This window comes from Cupriavidus sp. 05T313 (assembly GCF_056396665.1).
In genome coordinates, this window is the sequence record NZ_JBFTLX010000143.1 from 1 (window position 1) to 17,423 (window position 17,423).

General features: G+C 66.4%; 16 protein-coding genes and 1 pseudogene. 8 read left to right on the top strand and 9 right to left on the bottom strand.

Annotation, left to right across the window (positions count from 1 at the left end; translation table 11 throughout):
* The coding region (locus AC1DKD_RS26345) for a 3'-5' exonuclease (RefSeq protein ID WP_477143879.1) at positions 1 to 496 on the top strand (496 nt) is incomplete at its 5' end.
* Between the two features lie 24 nt (positions 497 to 520).
* On the opposite strand, the gene AC1DKD_RS26350 is transcribed toward AC1DKD_RS26345, so the two are convergent.
* Positions 521 to 1,498: a tripartite tricarboxylate transporter substrate binding protein gene (locus tag AC1DKD_RS26350; protein WP_477111851.1), complete on the bottom strand. Its 978-nt coding sequence runs from the start codon at positions 1,496 to 1,498 to the stop codon at positions 521 to 523.
* A gap of 73 nt (positions 1,499 to 1,571) precedes the next feature.
* The gene (locus AC1DKD_RS26355) at positions 1,572 to 2,339 is read right to left on the bottom strand and encodes a GntR family transcriptional regulator (protein ID WP_441631579.1); all 768 of its coding nucleotides are present in this window, start codon (positions 2,337 to 2,339) and stop codon (positions 1,572 to 1,574) included.
* 174 nt (positions 2,340 to 2,513) lie between these two features.
* Between AC1DKD_RS26355 and AC1DKD_RS26360 the strand changes: the two genes are divergently transcribed.
* Positions 2,514 to 3,299 carry an amidohydrolase family protein gene (locus AC1DKD_RS26360; protein ID WP_477102295.1) on the top strand — a complete coding sequence of 262 codons (786 nt, stop codon included), beginning with the start codon at positions 2,514 to 2,516 and terminating at the stop codon, positions 3,297 to 3,299.
* Positions 3,300 to 3,341: 42 nt separating this feature from the next.
* Here the strand turns inward: AC1DKD_RS26360 and AC1DKD_RS26365 are convergent, their stop codons facing one another.
* From AC1DKD_RS26365 to AC1DKD_RS26380, 4 genes are all read right to left on the bottom strand, one after another.
* Positions 3,342 to 4,142 carry a BPSS1780 family membrane protein gene (locus tag AC1DKD_RS26365; RefSeq protein WP_035866458.1) on the bottom strand — a complete coding sequence of 267 codons (801 nt, stop codon included), beginning with the start codon at positions 4,140 to 4,142 and terminating at the stop codon, positions 3,342 to 3,344.
* Between the two features lie 5 nt (positions 4,143 to 4,147).
* A complete protein-coding gene (locus tag AC1DKD_RS26370) occupies positions 4,148 to 5,131 on the bottom strand; it encodes a homoserine kinase (protein ID WP_477143880.1) in 984 nt (327 codons plus the stop codon).
* A gap of 211 nt (positions 5,132 to 5,342) precedes the next feature.
* Positions 5,343 to 5,768 (bottom strand): hypothetical protein, encoded by a 426-nt coding sequence (locus AC1DKD_RS26375; RefSeq protein ID WP_045239542.1) that lies wholly within the window; start codon positions 5,766 to 5,768, stop codon positions 5,343 to 5,345.
* Positions 5,769 to 6,042: 274 nt separating this feature from the next.
* Positions 6,043 to 6,981 (bottom strand): LOG family protein, encoded by a 939-nt coding sequence (locus tag AC1DKD_RS26380; RefSeq protein WP_441631572.1) that lies wholly within the window; start codon positions 6,979 to 6,981, stop codon positions 6,043 to 6,045.
* A gap of 4 nt (positions 6,982 to 6,985) precedes the next feature.
* On the opposite strand from AC1DKD_RS26380, the gene polA reads away from it, so the two are divergent.
* The 4 genes from polA (at position 6,986) to AC1DKD_RS26400 (ending at position 13,376) form a co-directional block, all read left to right on the top strand.
* Complete coding sequence (polA, locus tag AC1DKD_RS26385; protein WP_477111850.1) at positions 6,986 to 9,796, top strand: DNA polymerase I; 2,811 nt, start codon at positions 6,986 to 6,988, stop codon at positions 9,794 to 9,796.
* A 198-nt stretch (positions 9,797 to 9,994) separates the two neighbouring features.
* Positions 9,995 to 11,323: an NAD(P)/FAD-dependent oxidoreductase gene (locus tag AC1DKD_RS26390; protein ID WP_477111849.1), complete on the top strand. Its 1,329-nt coding sequence runs from the start codon at positions 9,995 to 9,997 to the stop codon at positions 11,321 to 11,323.
* A 170-nt stretch (positions 11,324 to 11,493) separates the two neighbouring features.
* Complete coding sequence (locus AC1DKD_RS26395; RefSeq protein ID WP_477111848.1) at positions 11,494 to 12,366, top strand: dienelactone hydrolase family protein; 873 nt, start codon at positions 11,494 to 11,496, stop codon at positions 12,364 to 12,366.
* A 182-nt stretch (positions 12,367 to 12,548) separates the two neighbouring features.
* Positions 12,549 to 13,376, top strand: a complete 828-nt coding sequence (locus AC1DKD_RS26400) for a ZIP family metal transporter (protein WP_276286147.1) — start codon at positions 12,549 to 12,551, stop codon at positions 13,374 to 13,376.
* Between the two features lie 12 nt (positions 13,377 to 13,388).
* Here AC1DKD_RS26400 and AC1DKD_RS26405 read toward each other — a convergent pair whose 3' ends face one another.
* The 3 genes from AC1DKD_RS26405 to AC1DKD_RS26415 form a co-directional block, all read right to left on the bottom strand.
* A complete protein-coding gene (locus tag AC1DKD_RS26405; protein WP_441631564.1) occupies positions 13,389 to 14,246 on the bottom strand; it encodes a sulfurtransferase in 858 nt (285 codons plus the stop codon).
* Positions 14,247 to 14,312: 66 nt separating this feature from the next.
* Entirely contained in the window at positions 14,313 to 15,233 is a 921-nt protein-coding gene (locus tag AC1DKD_RS26410) for a DMT family transporter (protein ID WP_035866435.1), read from the bottom strand.
* 245 nt (positions 15,234 to 15,478) lie between these two features.
* Entirely contained in the window at positions 15,479 to 16,582 is a 1,104-nt protein-coding gene (locus AC1DKD_RS26415) for an aromatic ring-hydroxylating oxygenase subunit alpha (protein ID WP_477143881.1), read from the bottom strand.
* Between the two features lie 359 nt (positions 16,583 to 16,941).
* Between AC1DKD_RS26415 and AC1DKD_RS26420 the strand changes: the two genes are divergently transcribed.
* Positions 16,942 to 17,241, top strand: coding sequence for an exodeoxyribonuclease VII small subunit (locus AC1DKD_RS26420; RefSeq protein ID WP_035866429.1), 300 nt, complete (start codon positions 16,942 to 16,944; stop codon positions 17,239 to 17,241).
* Positions 17,238 to 17,423 (top strand): annotated as a pseudogene (locus tag AC1DKD_RS26425) (geranyl transferase); the annotation flags it as partial. The gene AC1DKD_RS26420 and the pseudogene AC1DKD_RS26425, both read left to right, overlap by 4 nt.

The window sequence follows — 17,423 nt, forward strand, 5'->3', positions numbered from 1 at the left end:
GGAGGAAGAGCGCCGCCTGATGTACGTGGCGATCACGCGCGCGCGCGAACGGCTCTACCTCTCGTTCGCGCAAAGCCGCGTGCTGCACGGGCAGATGCGTTACCACGTGCGGTCGCGCTTCTTCGAGGAGCTGCCCGACGCATCGCTGAAGTGGCTCATGCCGCCGGCGCAGGCCTATGGCGGCGGCACCCAGCAGCGCCGCCAGCAGAGCGAAGGCGGCTGGGGCCGCGACTGGTTCAAGCGGGCGGAGGACGTGCCCTACTCGGGCACCCAGCCCACCGGCGGCATGGACACCGGCAACGGTTATGCCGACGCCAAGCGCCAGGCCGGCGCGGGCCTGCGCATCGGCCAGAGCGTCTTCCACAACAAGTTCGGGGAGGGGGTGATCACCGGGCTGGAAGGCGAGGGCGAGGGGGCGCGCGCCAATATCAATTTCAAGCGCCACGGCGCCAAGTGGCTGGTGCTGTCGGTGGCCAAGCTGGACCCGATAGACTGAACGGCCTGGCGATCAGGGAGGCGGCTAGTCCAGCTGGATGTTGCCTTCCCTGATCACCTTGGCCCATTCGGTCGTCTGGGCCTGGATGAACTTTGCCGCCTCGGCCGGCGTGCCGGCCACGATCTCCCCGCCCAGGCTGGTCACGCGCTCGCGGTTCTCTGGCAGGTTGATGACCTTGCGGATCGCATCCGACAAGCGCTTGACGATCTCCGGCGGCGTGCCTGCCGGCACGAACACCCCATTCCACTCGTAGACTTCATATTGCGGCACGCCTGACTCGGCCAGCGTCGGCGTGTCCGGCAGGATGGGCGTGCGCCTGGCGCCGGTCACGCCGAGCACGCGCAGCTTGCCGGCGCGCACATGTTGCAGGCCGGAGGCTGTATTGGCAAAGAACACCGGCACCTGCCCGGCAATCACATCGGCCATGGCGGGGCCGCCGCCCTTGTACGGCACATGCAGCAAGTCCAGTTTCATGCGCTGCGCGAACAGCGCGCCCGCCAGGTGCTGGGCCGAGCCGTTGCCCGATGAGGCATAGGCAATGCTGCCCGGCTTGGCGCGGGCCATCGCGACCAGCTCCTGCGTGGACTTGGCCGGGAACTTCGGATTCACCACCAGCATATTGGGATAAAGCGCCAGCACCGAGACCGGGACGAAGGACTTGACCGGGTCGTAGGGCAGCCGCTTGTAGAGCGACGGGTTGGCCGCGAACGAGGCGGCATCGAGCAACACCGTGTAGCCATCCGGCGCCGACTTGGCCACCAGGTCCGTGCCGATCTGGCCGCCCGCGCCTGGCCGGTTGTCGACCACGATGGTCTGGCCCAGTTCCTGGCCCAGGCGCGGCGAGATCATGCGGGCCATGGTGTCTGCGCCGCCGCCGGGCGCGTAGGTGACCACCAGCCGGATGGGTTTGGCGGCAGGCCAGGCCTGCGCGTGCGCAAAGCCGCTGGTGCCGGCGGCGAGCCAGCACAGGGCGCTGGCGCAAAGACGGGTTGGGAATCGCATGGGTCTCCTCGGGTCGGTATCGGTATGGGAAGCTGCGCCGGCCCGCGCTTGCGGCGGCGCGCTCTCGGGAAGTTCAGCGAACCTCGGCGCGATAGTGGAAATCGTCGGCATTGCCCAGCGTCTGGCGGAACTCCACACGCCGCCCCGCCAGGTCGAAGGCTACGCGGCTGACCGCCAGCGCCGGATGGCCCTCCGGCAAGGCCAGCTGGGCGGCCTCGCGCGCGCCAAGCCGGGTGAAGCGCAAGTCGTCGACGGCGCGGCCGACCGTGACCCCACAGCGCCCGGCATACATCGGGTAGAGCAGGGGTGCGAACTCGGCGGGCTTGAGAGCGGCCAGTTCGCTGAACAGCGCCGCTGGCAGCCAGATGGTCTCCAGCAGCCGGACCTGGCCTTCCCAGCCGCGCTGGCGCATTACGCGAAGCACTGCCGTGCCCGTTGCCAGTCCAAGCTGCGCCGCTACATCCGCCGGGGCAGCCAGCGTGCGCAGCGACACGATGCGCGACTCCGGGATCTCCGAGCCGGCATCGCCAAAGCGGAAGAACCGCGCCATGGTGGCGCCCGTCAGCGCGCCGCGCACGAAGGTGCCGCGGCCATGCACGCGTTCCAGCAGGCCTTCGTCCACAAGCGCCTGGATGGCGGCGCGCATGGTGCCCAGCGCCACGCCGTAGTGCTCCGCCAGTGCGCTCTCCGCCGCAATGGCGGTGCCGGAAGCCCATTCGCCGGCCAGGATGCGGCCCTTGAGCGCGGTTGCGATGCGGGCCCAGCGTGGCGCGGCCAGGCTGGCGGGCGAGGCGTCAAGGCCGGCTCCCGTCGGGGCGGGCAGGGTGGAGCGGTCGGGCATTCGTGTCTCCGGGGTGCGTGCCCCGGCCGATGTTCATTGCCGAGGTATCTAGTCATCTATAGGACTAGAGCATAGAATGGAGGGGCACTGGTGTCAACCATCGCGCGCCTGGCCGGCGCAAGGTGGCAGGCGCTAACATCCATGCGCGGCATGCGCCGTCCCCCAGGCCAGAACATGTTCCAGATCGATACCCATTTCCACGTGTTTTCCGCAGATGCCCCCGCCGTGGGCGGTGCGCGCTACCGGCCTGCCTACGGCGCCAGCCTGGCGCAGTGGCAAGCCATCTCCCGCGCGCACGGCGTGCGCGCGGGCGTGGTGGTGCAGCCGAGTTTCTTTGGCAGCGACAACAGCGAACTGGAGGCGGCGCTGGCGGCTTCGCGCGCGCTGCGAGGCGTTTGCGTGCTGGACCCGGCGGTGTCCGCTGGCGAGCTGGCGCGCCTGCATGGACTGGGCGTGCGCGGCCTGCGCTGGAATATGGTGGGACGGCACGCAGACGCATCATGGCGTGATGCGCGCTGGCCCGCGCTGCTGGAGGCGGCCCACGCGCTGGGCTGGCACCTGGAGTTGCACACCGATCCCGGCCGGTTGCACGAGTTGCAGGCCTGGCTGCCGGCGGTGCCGATTGCGCTGGTGCTGGATCATTTCGGCAAGCCGGCGGCCGGCGCGCAGGGCGATGCGCCGATGCTGGCCTGTGCCGCGCAGTGGCGCGGGCAGAGGGAGGTCTATGTCAAGCTGAGCGCGCCATATCGCGTGGCGGCCGACTTGGCGGGCGTGGTGGCCGGCTGGCACCACTGCCTGGGCGAGCAAGGCCTGCTATGGGGATCGGACTGGCCGTGGACCAATCACGAGGCCGAGGCCGACTATGGCGGCCTGCAGCGCAAGGTATGGGAGTGGCTGGGGCCGCTGGCGGCAGCGCCGGACCGCAATGCGGCGCGGTTGTTCGACCTGCCGGCCGCGTGACGGGGGCAGGTCACGCCTGGGCCGGCGCCAGCCGTCAGGTCTTCAGGCGGCCACGTCCGTCCTGCCCGCCGCTTGCTCCGGCACCACATTGAAGCAGCCGCGGTAGGTGGCGTAGAACGAGCAATACATGATCGCCAGCATCAGCAGCGAATACGGCGTGACCAGGAAGGACAGCACCGCTTCGGCCCCCAGCGCGCCGAACAACGCCTCGAGGAAAAAAGGCACCGCCACCAGCAATACCGCGAACACCACGCCGTAGGCCAGGAACGCGCCACGGTTGCGCCAGCACGCGGTCCAGCTGAAGAACAGCGCCTTGACTGGCGGCACGTTGTGCCATGCCGTGAGCAGGGGGGCAAACCAGAACAGCATGGCAATCGGCGTGTACAGCGCGGCGCCGATCATCAGCGCGAAGTAGAGCTGGCGCACGGCCTCGGCCGACGGCGCTTCTTCCTTGAGCAGGATGGGCACCAGCGTGCTGATATCCACCAGGCTGCCCGCGATCAGGCTCAGCACGAACACCAGCCCCGCATAGATGCCGCCCAGCACCAGCAGGTTGCGGCTGGCCTGTTTGCCGTTGCCGCGGAAACCGGCCAAGAGCACGGTGGGCAGCACGCGCTTGTTCAGAATCACCTCGCGGCAGGCGGTCATGATGCCGACCGACAGGCCAGGCGTGACCACCAGCAGCGCGATGATGCCGATCAGCGGCACGAACACCGCGAGCTGCGCGGCGATCAGGTAGACAAACAACAGCATCAGGAAGGCGAGCGGGTTCTTGCGGAACAGCCAGACACCCTGGCGGAACCAGACATAACCTTCCTTGGCGGAGACTTCCAGTAATTGCATGACGGTCAGGTCCAGGGCAGCGCGTCGGCTTCGATGCGCCGGCGCAGGATGCGTTCGAAATGGGTTGGGTCGTGCGGTTGCAGCATGTCGGCCTCGCGCGGCAGGTAGAAGTCCCACAGCCGGGAAATCCAGAAACGCAGCGCGCCGGCGCGCAGCATGTCGCGCCAGTGCTGCGCCTCGGTGGGCCCCAGCGGTCTCACAGCATGATAAGCCCGCAGCAAGGCCTGGACGCGGGCATCGTCGAGCGTGCCGGTGGCCAGGTCGATGCACCAGTCATTGACGGTGACCGCCAGGTCGAACAGCCACTTGTCGTTGCCGGCGAAGTAGAAGTCGAAGAAGCCGCCCAGCTTGTCCTGGCCGCCCTGGTCGTCCTCGAACAGCGCATTGTCGCGGAACAGGTCGCAATGGCAGGGGCCGCCCGGCAAGGCCGCGTAAGCGGTGCTGCCGAAGAAGGCGGTCTGGTGGGCCAGTTCCTGCCGCAGCAGCGCTTGCTGGCCGGCATCCAGGAAAGGCAGGATCTCGCCCTCCGTCTGTTGCCACCAGGGCAGGCTGCGCAGGTTCGGCTGCTGGCGCGGATAGCTCTGGCCGGCAAGGTGCATGCGGGCGAGCATGTCGCCCACTTCCGCACAATGCCCGGCCCCGGGGGCCAGCTGCGAGCCGCCCGGCAGGCGCGTGACGATGGTGGCCGGCTTGCCCTTGAGGGTACGCAGGATTTCGCCGTCGCGGTCCGGGACCGGGGCCGGCACGCGGATGCCGTGCGCCGCCAGGTGGGCCATCAGGTGCAGGTAATACGGCAACTGCTCAAACGTCAGGCGCTCGAAGATGGTCAGCACATATTCATGCGTGCAGCCATCCTGCTCCATGGTCAGGAAGAAATTGCTGTTCTCGATGCCCGAGGCAATGCCGCGCAAATTGCGCATTTCGCCCAGGTTGTAATCAAGGAGCCAACTGGCGATCTCGTCCKGCGAGACCGTGGTGAATACGGCCATACTCTTTTTTTGAATCGAAACGGATGGCGGCGGGCGCAAGCAAGCTTGGCTCTCGCGGCATGGATGCCGGAAACGCCGGCGCGGCCCCGCCGTGATCGTCTGGCGGGGTCGTGGGAAATCAGAAATCAGAAAACAAGAAGCAGAAAGCAGACAGCAGATAGCGAAAACCAGGGCCCGGGAGCCGGGGTGCTAAAACCCGGCGTGCCGGTGCTCAGAATTGCAGCACCTTGACCGATGGTACGCGGTTCGTGTCATGGTCCCGGATCTTCGGCGAGCTGTCTTCCGGCTTGCTCATCTGGTACTTGGTGCCCATGCCGGACTTGACCTCGATATCGGTGGCCTGGCCCTTGTTCTTGTATTCCCGGACCTGGGTGCCATCCCGCTCATTGAGCTGGAAGCTCGGTTCGCGCGGCTGGTTCAGCTGGGTCTTGGCCGGCGAGGTGATCGGCCGGTTGTTGATCTGGTTCAGCTCTTGCTGGGTCAGGGCGCCGCCCGCCTGCTCGGTGTTCGGCTGCGCCATCACCGCAGCGGGGGCGCAAAGCGCCAGCAGGGCTGCAAAACCCAGCGCGCGGGCGGCGGCCGGGAACGGCTCCGGCTCTTCCGCACGCGCGGTGGCCAGGAGAGTGGGGGAGGTCATTGAAGGCTCCTGTGCAGTGCTGCAGGCTCTGGGCATGCTGCACCACGAATGGCGCTGCAGTCCGGCGGCGCCGGGCTTTGGCAGTGTGTCAGGCTTCCATTCTAGCAATTCCTGCCCGCGCCGGGCCCCTTGCGGTGACCCGGCGGCCACCTTTAAGAGGCGGCCGCCCGGGCACGGGTCCGGAAATGGCGGAGGCTGTCGGTCGGCGGTGCAACATGCCGCCTCCGGGGCCTTGCGGCTCCGGAAGGGCGGGCGGCCCCGGTGCAAGCCCTGCTTACAGGTAGAACATCTCTTCCTTGGGCGGGATCGGGTTGTCGCCGCCGCGCTGCTCGTAGTACTCATAGACCGCTTCGAGCACTTCATGCGGCTCGTCCACGATTTTCATCAGGTCGAGGTCATGCTCGGCGATCAGGCCCATCGGCAGCAGCGTGAAGCGGAACCAGTCGAGCAGGCCCTTCCAGAAACGGCTGCCGAACAGCACCACCGGCACGGCACGGGACTTGCCGGTCTGTACCAGGGTCAGCACTTCGGCCAGCTCGTCGAGCGTGCCGAAGCCACCCGGCATCACGATAAAGGCGTCCGAATTCTTGACGAAGGTCACCTTGCGCGTGAAGAAGTGGCGAAAGCGCATGGCGATGTCCTGGTAGGGATTGCCTTGCTGCTCGTGCGGAAGCTCGATGTTCAGGCCGACGCTGGCCGATTTGCCTGCGTGGGCGCCCTTGTTGGCCGCTTCCATGATGCCCGGGCCGCCGCCCGAGATGACCGCGAAGCCGGCGTCGGAGAACAGCCGGGCGATCTCGATGGTGCGCTGGTAGTAGGGGGAATCCTCGCGCAGGCGCGCGCTGCCGTAGATCGAGACGGCCGGGCGGATCTCCGAAAGGTACTCGGTCGCCTCGATGAACTCTGCCATAATCGTGAACATTTGCCACGAGGCGCGCGCCTTCTTTGCGGTCGCGCGGTCTTCGTCGGCCAGCGCACGCAGGCTGGGAATCATCTTGCGCGGGTTGGCGCGGATGCCGGAGGCGGGAGCCGTATCTCCCGGGCCTTCGGCGGCAGTGCTGACCGTCACGTTCACGTCCATATCGGCCGCGGTGGTAATACTGCCTTCCGCGGCCTGCTTGAGGGCCGCCGCCGGGTTTTCGGCGCCGGCTGCGTCGGAGAGGGGGGCGGCGTTCGCACCGCCTGCGGCGGCACCAGTCAATTTTGAGTCCATGGGAATGTCGGATAGTCCAAAAACACTCTTGCTCGTCGATGGGTCGAGCTATTTGTATCGCGCGTATCACGCCCTGCCGGATCTGAGGAACGGGGAGGGGCTGCCCACAGGGGCAATCTACGGCATGATCAATATGCTGCGCAAGCTGCGCAACGATTTCCCGGCAGAGTATAGCGCTTGCGTGTTCGACGCCAAGGGTAAGACCTTCCGCGACGATCTTTATCCTGCCTACAAGGAGCATCGCCCGTCGATGCCCGAAGACCTTGCCAGGCAGATCGAGCCGATCCACGAGGCGGTGCGCGCGCTGGGCTGGCCGATCGTGGTGGTGGAGGGCGTGGAGGCCGACGACGTGATCGGCACGCTGGCCCGCCAGGCTACCGCCGAAGGCATGCGCACGGTGGTCTCCACCGGCGACAAGGACCTGGCCCAGCTGGTCGACGACCATGTCACCCTGGTCAACACCATGAGCGGCGAAGTGCTCGACCCGCCCGGCGTCGTGGCCAAGTTCGGCGTGCCGCCGGCGCGCATCGTCGACTACCTCTCGCTGATCGGCGATGCGGTGGACAACGTGCCCGGCGTGCCCAAGGTCGGCCCCAAGACGGCGGTCAAATGGCTCACCGAATACGGCACGCTCGACGACATCATGGCCGGCGCCGCCGGCATCAAGGGCGTGGTGGGCGAGAACCTGCGCAATACGCTGGAGTGGTTGCCCAAGGCGCGCGAGCTGGTGACGGTCAAGACCGACTGCGACCTGAAGAGCTCGCTGGCCAATTTCCACCAGCTCCGGGAAAGCGGCGAGGACAAGGAAAAGCTGATCGATTTCTTTGCGCGCTATGGTTTCAAGACCTGGCTGCGCGAGGCGACCGGCGAAAGCCTGCCGAACCCCCGTGCCCAGGCGCGCGCCAGCGCGGCGCAGCCCGCTGCCGGCGGTACGGCGGCGGCAGAGGCGGGCCCGGCCCAGGGCGGTCTGTTCGACGACGCTCCGGCGCCGGCGCAGATCCGCTACGAAACCGTGGCGACCGAGGCGGCGCTGGAGGCCTGGATGCGGCGTATCGAAACCGCGCCGCTGGTGTCCATCGATACCGAGACCACCTCGCTGGACCCGATGCAGGCGCAACTCGTCGGCATCTCGCTGTCGATCGAGCCGGGCGAAGCCTGCTATATCCCGGTTGCCCACCGCGGCCCCGATGTGGTCGGCCTGGAGGCCAACGGCCAGCTCGGGCGCGAGGCCGTGCTGGAGCGCATGCGTGCCTGGCTGGAGGATCCGTCGCGCGCCAAGGTAGGCCAGAACCTGAAATACGACTCGCATGTTTTCGCCAACCACGGCGTGAATTTCCGTGGCATCGCGCATGACACCATGCTGCAGAGCTACGTGCTGGCGTCCCACCGCAACCACGGCATGGACAGCCTTGCCGAGCGCCTGCTCGGCCTCAAGACCATCAGCTACGAGGAAGTGTGCGGCAAGGGCGCCAGCCAGATCGGCTTCGACCAGATCGACATTGCGCGCGCCACCGAATACGCCGCCGAGGACGCCGACGTCACGCTGCGCCTGCACCGCAACATGTATCCGCAGGTGGAGGCCTTGCAGGGCGTGCGCTACGTCTACGAGCAGATCGAGATGCCGGTTTCCGTGGTGTTGCAGAAGATCGAGCGCAACGGCGTGCTGATCGATTCCGACCGCCTGGGCGCACAGAGCGCGCAGCTCGGCCAGCGCATGCTGGAGCTGGAGCAAGCCGCCTACGAGGCCGCGGGCCAGCCCTTCAACCTTGGCTCGCCCAAGCAGATCGGCGAGATCCTGTTCGGCCAGATGAAGCTGCCGGTGGTCAAGAAGACCGCCAGCGGCGCGCCTTCCACCGACGAGGAAGTGCTGCAGAAGCTGGCCGAGGATTACCCGCTGCCCAAGCTGCTGCTGGACTACCGTGGCCTGGCCAAGCTCAAGTCCACCTATACAGACAAGCTGCCCAAGATGGTCAACCCGGCCACCGGGCGCGTGCATACGAGCTATGGGCAAACCACCGCGGTGACCGGCCGGCTGGCTTCGACCGAGCCCAACCTGCAGAACATCCCGGTGCGTACCGAGGAAGGCCGCCGCATCCGCGAGGCCTTCATCGCAGCCCCCGGCAATGTGATCGTGTCGGCCGATTATTCGCAGATCGAGCTGCGCATCATGGCCCATATCTCGGGCGACGAGAACCTGATGCGCTCGTTCGCCGAAGGCGAGGACGTGCACCGCGCCACTGCGGCCGAGATCTTCGGCGTCAGCACGGATGCGGTCAGCAGCGAGCAGCGCCGCTACGCCAAGGTCATCAATTTCGGCCTGATCTACGGCATGAGCGCATTTGGCCTGGCCAGCAACCTCGGCATCGAGCGCGAGGCGGCCAAGCACTATATCGACCGTTATTTCATGCGCTACCCCGGCGTGGCGCGGTACATGGAGGAAACGCGGCAGACCGCGCGCGAGCAGGGCTTCGTCGAGACCGTGTTCGGCCGCCGCCTGTGGCTGCCGGACATCAATGGCGGCAACGGCCCGCGCCGCCAGGGCGCCGAGCGGGCTGCCATCAATGCGCCGATGCAGGGCACCGCCGCCGACCTGATCAAGCTGTCCATGATCGCCGTGCAGAACTGGCTGGAGCGCGACGGCCTGGGTACGCGCCAGGTGATGCAGGTACACGATGAACTGGTGCTGGAAGTACCGCAGGCCGAGCTGGAACTGGTCAAGGTGAAGCTGCCGGAGCTGATGTGCTCGGTGGCTGAGCTGCGCGTGCCGCTGGTGGCCGAGGTCGGTACCGGCAGCAACTGGGAGGAGGCGCACTAAACGACGGGGCGGCCCCTGGGGCCGCTCCGGGATTGCCCCCGTCCCGCTATTCCTGCATTCTGGTTCCGATTGAAGCGACCGCTGAATCGGTGATTGGCGTCTTGCCAGTCTTGCTGCTGTGCAGCAGACTGGCGGAAAGCCGGGGTCACTGGCTCGCGTCAGGCCCCGCAAAAGAATATCGACGACACTGGGTAGATCATGAGCACAGAGGGAAGGGCGCATCGAATCATCGTAGTCGGAGGAGGAGCAGGCGGTCTGGAACTGGTCACGCGGCTGGGCGACAAGCTCGGCAAGAGCGGGGCCGCGCAGGTGGTACTGGTGGACCGCTCCCCCACGCATATCTGGAAACCGCTGCTGCATGAAGTCGCCGCCGGCAGCATGGATCCCCACACCCATCAGCTGGAATACGTAGCGCAGGCGCGCTGGCACCATTTCGAGTTCCAGCAAGGCGAGCTGACCGGCATCGACCGCACCCGCAAGACCATCGCGGTGGCGGCCTGCGTCGACCTCGACGGCACGGAGCTGCTGCCCGCGCGCGAACTGCCCTACGACACCCTGGTACTGGCCATCGGCTGCGTGACGCATTTCTTCGGCGTGCCCGGCGCCGCGGGCAACGCCATCGCGCTCGACACCGTGGACCAGGCGGAACGCTTCCGCCGCAAGCTGATCTCGGCCTGCGTGCGCGCCCAGAACGGACGCGGGCGCATCGGCGACGACGGCCGCCCGCGCGTGGATGTCGCCATCATCGGGGCCGGCGCTACCGGCGTCGAACTCTCGGCCGAGTTGCGCAACACCGCGCATGTGCTCAGCGCCTACGGGCTGCACCAGCTGGATCCGCGCCGCGACGTGCGCATCCACGTGGTCGAGGCCGGCCCGCGCATCCTGCCCGCGCTTTCCGAGCGGGTTTCCGCGGAAACCACCAAACTGCTTCACAAGCTCGACATTGAGGTCCTCACCGCCGAGCGCGTCACCGAAGTCACGGAGGATGCGGTGCTGACCGCCAGCGGCAAGCACATCGATGCCGACCTGACGGTGTGGGCCGCGGGCATCACCGCGCCGCCGGTGCTCTCCACGCTTGGCCTGCCGGTGAGCCGGATGGGGCAGATCGTGGTCAAGCCCACGCTGCAAAGCGAAGCCGATCCCGATATCTTCGCCTTCGGCGATTGCGCCAGCTGCCCCTGGCCCGAGAAACAGGGCACCGTGCCGCCGCGTGCCCAGGCCGCGCACCAGCAAGCCGTGTTCCTCTACGACGCGCTGCGCGCGCGGCTGGCCGGAAAGCCGCTGCCGTCGTTCGCCTTCAAGGATCTGGGCTCGCTGGTGTCGCTGGGGCACTTCAGCGCGGTCGGCAGCCTGATGGGCGGCCTGATCGGCGGCTCGATGTTCATCGAAGGCCTCATGGCCCGGGTGATGTACACCTCCTTGTACCGCATGCATGTCATGGCGCTGCACGGTGCCGTGGGCATGGGACTGGATACCGTGACCCACTGGCTGCGCAGCAAGACCAGCCCGCGCGTCAAGCTGCACTAAGTTGAGCCGCATGAGCCGTGTTAGGGCGAGGTTCGCCCCTCTTGCCGGCCGCGTGCGCTGAACTCCATGTTTGCTTAGAATCGGACTCCCGGCGCTGCCAGTATTGACCGGCAGCGCCGCCCCATGTCTTGCCCACCCGGATTCGCCATCCAAGCCAAACAGGAGACCGCATGCTGAAGCCAGAAGTGGAAAGCCTCGTACCCGGCCAGTCCTATGACCGCCGCGCCTTCGTCAAGACAGCGCTGGGCTCGGCATTTGCCGCGGCCGCCATGCCCGTGATGGCGCAGGCCATCAAGACCGATTTCGCCGGCCTCACCGCCGGCGAGGTCACCATTGCCTCGGGCGGCTTCAATATGCCCGCCTATCGCGCCCAGCCGGAAGGCAAGACCAACCTGCCGGTGATACTGGTGGTGAGCGAGATCTTCGGCGTGCACGAACATATCGCCGATATCTGCCGGCGCTTCGCCAAGCTGGGCTACCTCGCCATCGCGCCGGAGTTGTTCGCGCGCCAGGGCGATCCCAGCAGCTTCGGCACCATCCAGGAACTGCAGTCCAAGCTGATTTCCAAGGTGCCGGATGAGCAGGTCATGGGCGATCTCGACGCAGCGGTGGCTTGGGCCAAGGCCAACGGCGGCAATGCCAGCAGACTGGCCATCACCGGTTTTTGCTGGGGCGGACGCATCACCTGGCTGTACGCTGCGCATAGTCAGCAGGTCAAGGCGGGCGTGGCCTGGTATGGCCAGCTGGTGGGCGAGCCGACCCCGGTCAAGCCCAGGAATCCGATCGACCTGGCCAGCCAGCTCAAGGTGCCGGTGCTGGGCCTCTATGGCGGAAAGGACACCGGCATCACGCAGGAACAGGTCGAGAAAATGAAGGCGACGCTGGCGGCATCGAGCGATCCCTTTGCCAAGGCCTCCACCTTCGTGGTCTATCCGGAATCCGGCCATGCCTTCAATGCGGACTACCGGCCCAGCTACCGGGAAGCCGACGCCAAGGATGGCTGGCAGCGCTGCCTGGCGTGGTTCAAGCAACACGGTGTGTAGGGCGGTGCGATAGCTTGCGTTGAATCCTGGCGCCGGCGGAGCGAGCGGCAAATACGGCTTGTGCCGCAGGATTTGCAAAGTCGGCGCCAATCTACGTACAATGCGTGCTTCGTTTCTTGCAACAGTGTTGCGTCTAAGGTCGGTGCCGCTACTGTTGAGCGGATAGCCGGTCCCGGGAGCCCATCATCCATTCCACGCTTGTCTACATCCTGCTTGCCGCCACCATCTCGGGGGTGGGCAGTATCCTGGGGGCGGCGCTGCTGTCGCTGACGGTAGCCTCGCGCGTGGTCGAGCGCATGGTGAGCTTCTCGGTAGGCGTGCTGCTGGCCACGGCGCTGCTGCACTCCCTGCCGGAGGCCTTCGAATCGGGCGCCGATCCGCGTGCCTTGTTCGGCACCCTGCTGGCCGGCCTGCTCGGCTTCTTCCTGCTGGAGAAGGTCGCGCTGCTGCGCCACTCGCACCATCACGAAGGCGACGGGCACCACCACCATCACGGCCACGACCGCGAGGAAGCCGGCCGCAGCGGCATGGCCATCCTGGTGGGCGATACCTTCCACAACTTTGCCGATGGCATCGTGATCGCCGCCGCCTTCCTGGCCGATCCGCATATCGGCCTGGTCACCGCGCTGGCCATTGCCGCCCACGAGATCCCGCAGGAAGTGGGCGATTTCATCGTGTTGCTCAACGCGGGGTTCTCCAAGGCGCGCGCCTTTGCCTTCAACCTGCTGTCCAGCCTGGCTGCCATTGCCGGCGGCGTGGTGGGCTACTTCCTGCTCGACCAGATGAGCGGCTGGATTCCCTATGTGCTGGTGATCGCATCGAGCAGCTTCGTCTATATCGCCGTCAGCGACCTGATGCCGCAGATGCAGCGCAAGCCGCGCTGGCGCGAGTCGATCATCCAGGTAGTGCTGGTGGCCACCGGGATTTGCGCGATCTTCTTCATCACCAATGGCGTGCACGAGGCGCATGGCCATGCCCATGCGCACGGCGTGGCGGCTCCCGCCAGATAAGGACGCCCGCGTTCAGGCGCCGCTCGCCACCGGCCGCGCCGGGTCGGCGCACCACTCGCTCCAGGAGCCCGGATAGAGCGCGGCGCCCGGCAAGCCCGCCACCTCCAGCGCCAGCAGGTTGTGGCAGGCGGTCACGCCCGAGCCGCATTGCATGACCGCCTCGCTGGCCGGCGTTCCGGCCAGCACCTGGCCGAACTCCTGCTTCAGCGTGGCGGCCGGCTTGAAGCTGCCATTGCCTTCCAGGTTGTCCTTGAAGAAGCGGTTGACCGCGCCAGGGATATGCCCGCCGACGGGATCGAGCGTTTCGTTCTCGCCGCGGAAACGGTCCGCTGCGCGGGCATCCACCACCAGCCGCGTCGGGTTTGCCAGGTTGGCCAGCACCGCGTCGGCATCCACCGTGGGTACCAGCGAGGCCTTGCGCATCAGGTTGCCGGGCGTTTCGGGGTCCGGCGTATTGCCGGCCTCGAGCGGCAGGCCGGCTGCCACCCATGCGTTCTTGCCACCATCCAGTACCGCCACCGCGCCGTGGCCCAGCCAGCGCAGCAGCCACCAGGCGCGTGCCGCGTACATGCCGCCCTGCGCATCGTAGGCGATGACCTGGGTGTCTTCATTCACGCCGAGCGCGCGCAGGCGCGCGGCCAGCGTATTGGGATCGGGCAAGGGGTGGCGGCCGTTGCTCCCCGTCTTCTCGCCGGACAATTCGTTGTCCAGGTGCAGGTAGAAGGCGCCCGGCAGGTGGCCCACATGGTAGGCATCGCGTCCGGCGGCGGGGTTGGCCAGGTCGAAGCTGCAGTCAATCACGACGCTGTGGCGGCTGCTGTCTTCGCGCAGCGCGCGCAGGTCCTGGCTGGAGATCAGGGTGGTGAACATGGCATAACCTTGGGTTGGGAGGGCTGTACGGCATCGGCGGGTGAGCACCGTTCGCCACCTTCGATGCTACACCTCGGGGTGCACTTCCGCCTCGGGGGACTTGACCGGGGTATCGGCGGTCGGCTGCTTGTTGGAGCTTTCGCGGGCCCGGGTCAGGGTGGTGGCGATGCCGCTCGCGATGATCAGCGCCATGCCCACCCAGGACAGCCAGTTGAGCTGGTCGCGCCAGATGATCATGCCCCAGAAGCTGGAGAACACAATGCCGGCGTATTGCAGGTTGGCGGTGAGCAGCGTGTTGCCGCGCTTGTAGGCGCGCGTCATCGCGGTCTGCCCGAGCGTGGCAAGGATGCCGATGGCCAGCAGCAGGCCCGCCCCATGCCAGGTGTGGGCGCTTGGGCCGGTGAGCAGCATCCAGGCCAGGCCCACCACCATCCCGACTGCCGAGAAATAGAACACGATGCGGCCTTCGGGCTCGCCCAGCTGGCCGAGCTGGCGCACCTCGACATAGGCCAGCGCGGTGAAGATGCCGGAGATAAGGCCGATCAGGCCGCCGGTGAGCTGGTTGTGGCCGACGGACGGCTGCAGCAGGCACAGCACGCCGGCGAACGACATCAGGATGGCGCCGATCAGCTTGCGGTCTGCGCCGCCCGTGCCCGCCAGCGCGGCGCCGGCGCCCAGGATCAGCGCGATCCAGACCGGCGACATGTAGTTCAGGGTCATCGCCGTGGCCAGGGGCAGCATGGTGATCGAGGTGAACCACAGCAGCAGGGCGGTCACGCCGAACAGGCTGCGCTTGATGTGCATGGACATATGCGGCGTGCGTACCGAGGTACCCGACGAAGCCAGCACCGTCCACATGATGATCACGCCGATCAGGCTGCGGTAGAACACGATCTCGCCGGTGGCATAGAACTCGGACGCCAGCTTGACGCCCACCCCCATCAACGAAAAGGCGAAGGCGGCGAACAGCATCCAGAGCGATTGCATGGCGAGGCGAAAGGAAGAATGAACAGCGCGCGAGCCGCGCCTGGTGATGGACAAACAGGGCGGCATCGCGAAAGGCTTCGCGCGAAGCGAATGGCCGGTGCAGGGACGGCGAGGCGCCGGGCGCACACCGGAAGCGGCGATTGTAGCAGCGCGAGTGCACCGCACCAAACGCAAAACGGACCGCCCGGGCGGTCCGTTTTGTTCGCCGCGATGCCTGTGCGGCCCGCAAAGCCTTGTCCCGCCGGTCAGCCGGTAAAGGACATGGCGCGGCGATACCATTCATGAAAGTGCTGCATGCCGTCTTCCATCGGCGACTGGTAGGGTCCTGTTTCGCTGACGCCACGCTTTGCCAGTGCGCGGCGCCCGGCRTCCATGCGYTCGGCGATCTCGTCGTCCTCGAYGCAGGTTTCCATRTASGCTGCGCGCTCCGCCTCGACGAACTCGCGCTCGAACAGCACAATTTCCTCGGGGTAGTAGAACTCCACGACATTGCGCGTCTTGTTCGGCCCGAGCGGGTGCAGGGTCGATATCACCAGCACGTTCGGGTACCACTCCACCATGATGTTGGGGTAGTAGGTGAGCCAGATCGCGCCGTACTTGGGCAGCACGCCGTTGTTAAAGCGCAGGACAGCCTCATGCCACTTCTGGTACGTGGGGCTGCCGGGGCGCTTGAGGCCGGCGTGCAGTCCCACCGTCTGGACGCTGTGCCAGTCGCCGAACTCCCAGCTCAGGTCGTCGCAGGAGACAAAGCTGCCCAGGCCCGGGTGGAACGGTACGACGTGGTAGTCCTCCAGATAGACCTCGATGAAGGTCTTCCAGTTGTAGTTGCACTCGTGGATCTCGACGTGGTCGAGCAGGTAGCCGTCGAAGTTCAGGTCCTCGGCCACGCCCAGGCGCGCCAGGTCGGCACGCACATCGCGCTCGCCCTCGAACAGCAGGCCGTTCCAGTTTTGCAGCGGCGAGCGTTTCAGGTGGACGCACGGCTGCTCGGCGAAATGCGGTGCGCCGAGCAGTTCGCCCTTCAGGTCGTAGGTCCAGCGGTGCAAGGGGCAGACAATGTTTTTCGCATTGCCGCGGCCGTTGAGCATGATGGCCTGCCGGTGGCGGCAGACGTTGGACATGAGCTCGATCCCGTCGGCATTGCGTACCAGGATGCGGCCCTCATCCTCTGCCGCGAGCGCGTGATAATCGCCCGGCTCGGGGATCATCAGTTCATGGCCGACATAGCCAGGGCCCTTCTTGAACAGCAGTTCCAGTTCTTGTTGGTGCAGTGCCTCGTCGATGTAGACGTTGACGGGCAGTTGCGTATCAGCCGGCACCAGTTTCAGCGCGGTGCTGAGATTGGACATTATCCCCACTCCCTATGACAGGCGAAAGCAGTGAACAACCCAACCATCGAAAAGATAATCGATATGGGAAAGACAGTCAGCCGCGCGCTGGTCCGCTTCCGGGCCAGTAGATTTAGTTCGCGCTGACGAACCGCGGATTGTACCCGAGGCAAAAAGTTAAGGGACTGATTTTTTTGCCTTTTTAGCGAAAAAGTCGACCCGGGTCGTCATGAAGGTGCCGTTCAGGGCGCATTCGGAAAGACGACCCAAGCGCACAAGTCACTTTCGGACAACGGCCTGAGGGGCATCCCTATGCAAGGGATGCGGGCATCGCCTCGCTTTGGCGTAAAATCCCTGCTTCCCCAGATTCCATGTCCGCAATGCCAAAGACAACGAGCTCCCCGGCCCAGACCGATCCGGCCGCGACCGACCAGCGGTCCGCCTCCGCGCCGCCCGCCTCCTACGAAGCCGCCATGGCCGAACTGGAGGGGCTGGTAGCCAGCATGGAAGGTGGCGCATTGCCGCTGGAAGATTCGCTGGCGGCGTACAAGCGCGGGGCTGAACTGGTCCGGTACTGCCAACAGATGCTCGAGCGCGTGGAGCAGCAGGTCAAGGTGCTGGAAGGCGACGTCCTCAAGCCCATGCCCGCCGAAGCCGGCATCCAGGGAGACGCGGAATGAGCGACTCGCGCCAGAAAGTGGAAGCCGGCGATTTCGCCGCCTGGATGCGCGCCCAGGGCGCCAGGACCGAGGCTGCGCTCGATGCCGCGTTGCCCACGAATGCAACAGTGCCTTGCACGCTGCACGAAGCCATGCGGTATGCTGTGCTCGGCGGCGGCAAGCGTGTACGCCCCTTGTTGGTG

What these genes read in the sequence shown, in the direction of transcription:
- AC1DKD_RS26350 (WP_477111851.1), bottom strand. Translation starts at nt 1,498, where the DNA reads ATGCGATTCCCAACCCGTCTTTGCGCCAGCGCCCTGTGCTGGCTCGCC.
- AC1DKD_RS26355 (WP_441631579.1), bottom strand. Translation starts at nt 2,339, where the DNA reads ATGCCCGACCGCTCCACCCTGCCCGCCCCGACGGGAGCCGGCCTTGAC.
- AC1DKD_RS26360 (WP_477102295.1), top strand. Translation starts at nt 2,514, where the DNA reads ATGTTCCAGATCGATACCCATTTCCACGTGTTTTCCGCAGATGCCCCC.
- AC1DKD_RS26365 (WP_035866458.1), bottom strand. Translation starts at nt 4,142, where the DNA reads ATGCAATTACTGGAAGTCTCCGCCAAGGAAGGTTATGTCTGGTTCCGC.
- AC1DKD_RS26375 (WP_045239542.1), bottom strand. Translation starts at nt 5,768, where the DNA reads ATGACCTCCCCCACTCTCCTGGCCACCGCGCGTGCGGAAGAGCCGGAG.
- AC1DKD_RS26380 (WP_441631572.1), bottom strand. Translation starts at nt 6,981, where the DNA reads ATGGACTCAAAATTGACTGGTGCCGCCGCAGGCGGTGCGAACGCCGCC.
- polA (WP_477111850.1), top strand. Translation starts at nt 6,986, where the DNA reads ATGTCGGATAGTCCAAAAACACTCTTGCTCGTCGATGGGTCGAGCTAT.
- AC1DKD_RS26390 (WP_477111849.1), top strand. Translation starts at nt 9,995, where the DNA reads ATGAGCACAGAGGGAAGGGCGCATCGAATCATCGTAGTCGGAGGAGGA.
- AC1DKD_RS26395 (WP_477111848.1), top strand. Translation starts at nt 11,494, where the DNA reads ATGCTGAAGCCAGAAGTGGAAAGCCTCGTACCCGGCCAGTCCTATGAC.
- AC1DKD_RS26405 (WP_441631564.1), bottom strand. Translation starts at nt 14,246, where the DNA reads ATGTTCACCACCCTGATCTCCAGCCAGGACCTGCGCGCGCTGCGCGAA.
- AC1DKD_RS26410 (WP_035866435.1), bottom strand. Translation starts at nt 15,233, where the DNA reads ATGCAATCGCTCTGGATGCTGTTCGCCGCCTTCGCCTTTTCGTTGATG.
- AC1DKD_RS26420 (WP_035866429.1), top strand. Translation starts at nt 16,942, where the DNA reads ATGCCAAAGACAACGAGCTCCCCGGCCCAGACCGATCCGGCCGCGACC.